The sequence below is a fragment of the Actinomycetospora sp. genome, assembly GCF_036497245.1.
Classification (GTDB): Bacteria; Actinomycetota; Actinomycetes; order Mycobacteriales; family Pseudonocardiaceae; genus Actinomycetospora.
Genome location: NZ_DASXJS010000021.1, coordinates 1 through 6,370 on the forward strand (window position 1 = coordinate 1; position 6,370 = coordinate 6,370).

Here is a 6,370-nt window from a genome sequence, read left to right on the forward strand (position 1 = left end):
GGTCCGCTCGCGAGATACGCCGACGAACTGCGGGCCGCCCAGCAGGATTACGCCCGCGGTGAGCAGATGATGGTCGACGGTCAGGCAGCTCTCGCAGCCGCCGGCTCGGGAGCAGTGCCGACGGCCGACCGGGCCCGCGACATCGCGGAGCGAGGGATGGACGACGCCGCGGAGCTCATGGTCCTCGCAGAGGAGCGCGCCTTCCGAGCGAACGACGCGGCCGCCCGGGCGCTTGCCGAGGCGAGCTCTGAGCTGAACGGCCTCATCCCGGGAACAACCTCGGCGTCCGCGCTCGCTCCTGACGATTCAGGCATCGGCTCGGCCCTCGCGGATGTCGGCAACGCCTTCGCCTCGTTCGGCAACGCGGCACTGCACGATCCCCACGCAGTGGGGGCCATGGCGCTCGGCGCGGGGGAAGTCTTTCTCGGAGCGGGCGGCGAGATCGGCGGCGTAGCCCTGGACGCCACCGGGATCGGAGCAGTGGTGGGCGTGCCCGCAGCGGTCGTCTCGGCCGGCGTCATCGCCACAGGCGCGACCACGTTGGGGGTCGGCGCGATGACCGTGGCTCATAGCGCCTCGGGCCCCGACCACGTCGAGCCCTTCCAACCCGGTCCCTCGGGCACCGGCTCGACCCTAGCGGCCCAGCGCCCCGATGTGACCGATCCGAGGCTCCGCAACATCGTCAACAGCCTCTATCGAGGAGCCGGTTCGGAGACACGAGCAGGTACTGGCACTACGGCGGACGCCGTTCGATACGAGCGCGCGAGCGGCAATAGTGTCAAGGACAAGTTCCACACCGAGAAGGCCAACAACTCGGTGCGGGCCCTGCGCAGTTGGCTGCGGCGCAATCTGGGGGCGTCCGTGGCCGATCGGCAGGTAGCCCAGCAGGAGTACGACGACCTGCTCGACGCTCTGGGGAGAACACGGTGACCGACGAGGACGTCCCCTCGATCGACAAGGTGAGCGCGCGCGCCGTTGCGGATGCCCTCAGCGCGTCGTCTCGACGCGCCGAGGAGATGGTCAGGGAGCATGTCGAGGACTACGACGAGGTGTTGTCCACCGTCCTGCTCGATCTCGTCGGCGAATGGTTCCGGACCGCAGTTCACGCCGGGACACCGGACGCCAAGGACGCGCTGAGTGCAGCTGCGGCTCTGGCGGATCTGTATTCACGCGGTGATGACGGTGTGGAGACGGTCATCGCCACGGGGTTCCTCGAGGCCATGCCCCATCCGTCCGAGCCGGGCCGGGAAGTGATTGATCGGCTGCCCGCGCTACTTCGCGAGCAGCTACGCCGTATGGAGGAGTGGCGACCCCCAGGGAGTGAACCCGAGGGCCGTCGTTGAACCTGATGGAAGCGATGTGGAGAACGCGATGGCTGATACCGATGACGAGCCGCCCGACCTGGCGGGGCCGATTCTGGCCGACGCCCTGGGCAAGTCCTCCGCCAGAGCGGCGGAGATGGTGCGGGAGCACGTCGAATTCAACGACGAGGTGCTCTCGACCGTCCTCTTGGGTGGCTTCGGCCGCTGGTACTGGAGCTCGCTGCAGGAGGGTCGGTCCGACGCCCCGGACGCCCTGCGCGCCGCGCAGGTGCTCGGGGAGCTCTTCGCCGATGGGGACGACGAGATGGAGACCGTGATCGCCACGGGGTTCCTCGAGGCTCTCCCCCACCCGTCCGAGGATGGGCGTGAGGTCGTGGAGCAGCTCCCTTCTTCGCTGCGTGGCTGGCTTCGACACATGGAGAACTGGAAGCCGACGACCGTGTGGAATCCAACTCGCTGAACTCACGCTCACCCGCCGCCGTCCACCGACCGCGGACCGAGCACCGGCTGACCGCCGCGCCGACTCCGGAATCCGACGTCCCAGGGCCACTGACCCCGGTCGTCGCGCCACACCAGCTGCAGCGCCCGCAACGGCGCCCCCGGGAACAGCGAGACCGCCGTCAGCAGGTGCGCTTCCGGATGCGCGAGCTCGACGATCTCGGTCTCGGTGCCGTGAGGACACCGCAGCCGCTGGCCCGCCGACAGGCGCTCGCCGTGATGGACCACCTCGTCGGCCCACTCGTTCAACGCGTCCCCGGCCTCCGGAGCTCGCACACCGGTGACCACCAGCTCCGGCAGCCCCCGCAGCGTCAGCCCCACCGTGTACGCCCACGGCGGGCGCACCCGGTCGCCCCCGACGGCCTCGATCGCCCAGCCGTACTTCTCGACCATCTCGGCCATCCGCCCCAGCGCGTCGCCCTTGATCATCGTGGGGTCGTCACACATGCAGCACATCTCGTCCTCCGCGTCCTGTTCGAGGACTTCGTCCCCGACGAGCGGAGGATGCGCCCGACCACCGACACTCACGGGCGATGACATCACCAGCAGACCGGTTCGACGGCTGGATCGGCGGCCTGGGCACCGCGTCGGGGCTGCGGCTCGTCGTCGGGCACTGGCCGAGCTCCCCGTACGGCGCGTTCACCGACGTGATGGTCGAGCAGGCCGACGGTCACCGGGTCCTGCTCGCCCCGACACAGCAGGTCGCCGACTTCGTCGCCACCACCTACACCTTCGACGAGGTCCGCCTCGTGCCCGTCGAGATGCACGTCGCCGGCAGCACCGCCCACCTCACCGCAGGCGACCTGACCGCCACTCTCCATCTCGGCCGTCGCGATCTCCTCGGTCACCTGCTCCACGCCGTCCCCACGAGGCTCGCCACCGCACCCCGGTGGATCGCCACGATCGACGCCATCGCCCGGCGCGTCCTCCCCGGCGTCCGCACCGTCGGGAGCGCCGGAAACGGCCGCACCGAGTACTACGGAGCCCGCGACCTGCACCGCATCACCGACGCCCAGGTCCACGTCGGGAACCAGCACCAGGGACCGATGACGCCGGTCCGTCCACCCGTCCGGTTCGGCTTCGGATCCACCCCGACGACGCCGTCGTGGGTCCGGATCACGACCCTCGTCGTCCCCGATCGCTGAAAATTCGAGGGAACCGAACGGGCCCGGCGGCACTCCGAGCAGGTGAGAGGCACGACCGTCGGAACCGCCGGGAGGACCCGTGGAGACCCTGGAGCGCAAGCTCTACGACGACCTGCTCGAGCAGCTCACCGAGCTCGGGACCATCTCCGAGGACGCCGCTGCAGGCACGATCACGCTGAGCGGGCTCCCGTTCCAGACCACAGCGCCACTGCGCCTGCACCTCACGCCCGCGTCGCTCGGAAGCCATCTCGAGACCATCGCGCCCGACTACGCGGACATGTTTCCGCTGCTCAAGCCGATCGAGGCAGCCTGGTGCGCGTTCTACATCCACCTTCTCGCCGACATCGAGTCCGCGAAGCCGGGCGACACCGATCTGGTGCTGGGTCAGGTCGGGGTCGTCGCCGGGCGAGCGGGCGAGTGACGGGGTGGGTGTCGACGAGATCGTCTCCGAGGTCGGACTGTGGTGGCCGTCGGCCGACGAGGACGGCCTGCGTGAAGCCGCTCAGGCCTGGGACCGGATGGCCACCGCGCTGGACCGGGCCGTCGACGTGGGCCGCACCGGCGCCGCGCAGGCCGGGGCGCACTGGCACGGAGACGCTGCAGGGCGGTTCGCCGGCACCTGGGCACAGCACGAGACGACGCTGCACGACGACGCCGCCGGCGCCCGGGCCCTGGGTGCGGCACTGCGCGAGTACGCCGACGCGGTCGGGGACGTGAAGCGACGGGTCGAGGAACTCGCGATCACCGCGGGCGCGACGATCGTCGCGGGGGTCGGGCTCGCGTGGCTGACGTTCGGGACGTCGGCGGCCGCCGCCGCAGGGGTGAGCGCGAGCCTCGTGGCGGCGGCGGGCGCGATCGGGGTCGAGCTCTCCGCGACGGCGGCGACGATCATCAGTGGCGCGCTGGTGGGGGTGGTCTTCGGCGCGGTCGAGGGGGCCGTGGTCGACATGGCCGTGGCGCAGCCGCTGCGGGTCCAGGCATTCCACGACGGCGGGTACTCCGCCTCCGAGGTGACCACCTCCGCGATGACCGGTGGCCTGTTCAGTGGCGTCCTGGGTGGGATCGCCGGCGCGGTGGCACGACCAGCCGGAGCCGCGAACCCGCGCCCACCGAACCCGGGCCCAGCGAATCCGGGCCCGCCGAACCCGGGCCTGACGGGCGCGCCCGACGACGTCGCCGACCTCGCCGAGATCGACAGCCGCATCAGCGCCGCCCTCGACCCGGCGAACCGGGGCGCGCTCGGGCCGCTCTTCAAGCCCGGCATCCACGAGACGCCGACGGCCACGTTCACCCCGGCCCAACGACCCGCCGCCGAGCTGCTCCAGGACGAGGGCCACAGCGTCCATGCCCGCACCGACCCCGCCGCGCTCGTCCGCTCCTCCCCTGCCGACCGCGGTCAGCTCACCGAGCTGATGCGCCCCGCGGAGCCGACCAGCGCCGCCGTCGAGAACGCCCTCCTGGACGCGAACTCCCGGCTCGCCCGCCACGGCAGCGGCGACGTCGTCATCGACGCCCGCGGGACCGACCTCGACGTCGATGCCGCCGGTGAGGGCCTCGTCGCCGCCATCAGCCGGATCATGGTCCAGGGCCACGAGCCGCCCGACTCGGTCCGCTTCGTGTTCGACGACCGCAGCATCTACTTCCCCTAGGGAGACGCCCGGTGGACGACGGGTTCGCGACGCAGCCGGGCGATCTGGCCGCGGCGGCCGGACGGTTCGACGAGGCCGCGCGGATCCTCGCCGACGCCGTGACGGAACTGCGCGCTGCCCTCGGCGGCCTCGGGAACTACCTCGGGACCGACGAACAGGCCCGGACCTTCGCCGCGCAGTACGAACCGAAGGCCGCCGAGGGACTCGCGGCGATCGACCACGAGGCCGAGAGCACCCGCGCGCTCGGCGACACCCTCCGCGCCACCGCCTACGACTACGCGGCACGGAACGCCACCGTCGCGGATGACCTGAGACCACCGGGAGGCTGAACATCGAGGATCGACCGCATCGGAGGACGCGCCGAGCAGGCAATCGCACTAGCGTCGTCGTCCGAATGCGGAGCGTGACGCGGAGGGCGGTCCAGAGATGATCCGGATGATGCGCAATCTCGTGATCGAGTTCATCTTCGCGGGCGCGCTCACGAGCCTCGTCCTGGGCTACGGGGCGGTCGGCGCGATCCTGCTCCTCGTCGGCGGGATCATGCTCAGCCTGGTCCTGTCCGGGCACCGGTCCATGTCGTTCGGCGCGAGCAAGAAGCTCACGACGATCAACCTCTGACGCCGTCCTCCGGGTCACGAGAGTTGATCACGTGTTTCGACCGCGACGGCCCGGTCTGGCGCTCCGAGGGCCTGCCCCTGGCCACATGATCGCCAGAACGACGAGGTTCTGAGGTCTACGCGTCCGAATCCTCGTCGTTTCGGTGATCATGGTCGGGAGAGGACCCGAGGCCGGGCCTCCCGACCCGCTCCCCGCCGACGAGGGGCACGCTAGGCAGCTCGCATCGCCTCGCCGCCTGCCTCATGTACTCGTGATCACCGCCCGGGCGATGCGACGGTTGTATGCGCGGCGCGTCGATACAGACAGCACCGAGCTCGCCCGCCCGAAGTGTGTGCGCGGCGCGTCGATACACACAGCACCGAGTCCGCCCGCCCGAAGTGTGTGCGCTGCGCGTCGATACACACAGCACCGAGCCCGCCCGTCAGGCCCCGGTCAACGAGATCGCGAGCCCGTCCGCCAGCAACCGCCCCCGTCGGGTCAGCACCGCCCGACCGTCCTCCCACGCCGAACCGACCAGCAGCCCGTCCGCCGCGGCGCGCTGCCCGGCCGCGCGCCCGTCGTCGTCGAGCACCGACACCGCCAGACCGTCAACCGTCCGCAGCTCCAGCAGCACCTGCTCGACGTGCCGCTCGCCCGGTCCGAGCAGCTCACGCGCCTCGGCCGGCGACCCGCCGGCCGCCAGCAGCTTCGAGTACCGCGCCGGGTGGCGGACGTTCCACCAGCGCACCCCGCCGATGTGCGAGTGCGCGCCCGGCCCGGCACCCCACCAGTCGCCGCCGGACCAGTACCCGAGGTTGTGCCGGCACCGCGCGTCCACCGACGCCGCCCAGTTCGACACCTCGTACCAGGAGAACCCGGCCGCCGAGAGGACGTCGTCGACGATCTCGTAGCGGTCGGCGAGCACGTCGTCGTCGGGCATCGGCAGCTCGCCGCGGGCCACGCGACGCGCCAGCGCCGTCCCCGCCTCGACGATCAGCGAGTACGCGGACACGTGGTCGGCCCCGGAGGCCAGCACCGCGTCCAGCGAGCGTCGCAGGTCGTCGTGAGTCTCCGTCGGGGTCCCGTAGATCAGGTCGAGGTTCACGTGCGCCAGCCCCGCCGCCCGCGCCGCCGACGCCACCGAGACCGCGGCCCCGGG

9 protein-coding genes and 1 pseudogene are annotated in these 6,370 nt (G+C 71.4%); 8 read left to right on the forward strand and 2 right to left on the reverse strand.

The features are described from left to right. The 3 genes and pseudogenes from VGI02_RS02830 to VGI02_RS02840 form a co-directional block, all read left to right on the forward strand. Positions 1-930, forward strand: a pseudogene (locus tag VGI02_RS02830) (hypothetical protein); the annotation flags it as partial. Then, positions 927-1,343, forward strand: a complete 417-nt coding sequence (locus tag VGI02_RS02835; protein ID WP_331625735.1) for a DUF7674 family protein — start codon at positions 927-929, stop codon at positions 1,341-1,343. The pseudogene VGI02_RS02830 and the gene VGI02_RS02835, both read left to right, overlap by 4 nt. Positions 1,344-1,371: 28 nt before the next feature. Next, positions 1,372-1,782: a DUF7674 family protein gene (locus VGI02_RS02840; protein WP_331625736.1), complete on the forward strand. Its 411-nt coding sequence runs from the start codon at positions 1,372-1,374 to the stop codon at positions 1,780-1,782. An 8-nt stretch (positions 1,783-1,790) separates the two neighbouring features. Here the strand turns inward: VGI02_RS02840 and VGI02_RS02845 are convergent, their stop codons facing one another. Further along, the gene (locus VGI02_RS02845) at positions 1,791-2,267 is read right to left on the reverse strand and encodes a DUF4262 domain-containing protein (RefSeq protein WP_331625737.1); all 477 of its coding nucleotides are present in this window, start codon (positions 2,265-2,267) and stop codon (positions 1,791-1,793) included. A gap of 86 nt (positions 2,268-2,353) precedes the next feature. On the opposite strand from VGI02_RS02845, the gene VGI02_RS02850 reads away from it, so the two are divergent. The 5 genes from VGI02_RS02850 to VGI02_RS02870 all read left to right on the forward strand — a co-directional run bounded on the left by VGI02_RS02850 (position 2,354) and on the right by VGI02_RS02870 (position 5,232). Further along, positions 2,354-2,965 carry a hypothetical protein gene (locus VGI02_RS02850; RefSeq protein ID WP_331625738.1) on the forward strand — a complete coding sequence of 204 codons (612 nt, stop codon included), beginning with the start codon at positions 2,354-2,356 and terminating at the stop codon, positions 2,963-2,965. Between the two features lie 79 nt (positions 2,966-3,044). Next, positions 3,045-3,386, forward strand: coding sequence for a hypothetical protein (locus VGI02_RS02855; RefSeq protein WP_331625739.1), 342 nt, complete (start codon positions 3,045-3,047; stop codon positions 3,384-3,386). 4 nt (positions 3,387-3,390) lie between these two features. Continuing rightward, positions 3,391-4,614, forward strand: a complete 1,224-nt coding sequence (locus VGI02_RS02860) for a WXG100-like domain-containing protein (RefSeq protein WP_331625740.1) — start codon at positions 3,391-3,393, stop codon at positions 4,612-4,614. 11 nt (positions 4,615-4,625) lie between these two features. After that, complete coding sequence (locus VGI02_RS02865; RefSeq protein ID WP_331625741.1) at positions 4,626-4,943, forward strand: hypothetical protein; 318 nt, start codon at positions 4,626-4,628, stop codon at positions 4,941-4,943. 109 nt (positions 4,944-5,052) lie between these two features. Continuing rightward, entirely contained in the window at positions 5,053-5,232 is a 180-nt protein-coding gene (locus VGI02_RS02870; RefSeq protein ID WP_331625742.1) for a hypothetical protein, read from the forward strand. 421 nt (positions 5,233-5,653) lie between these two features. Here the strand turns inward: VGI02_RS02870 and VGI02_RS02875 are convergent. Beyond that, positions 5,654-6,370, reverse strand: a 717-nt coding sequence (locus VGI02_RS02875; RefSeq protein ID WP_414638180.1) for a coproporphyrinogen-III oxidase family protein, incomplete at its 5' end; no start/stop codon positions are given.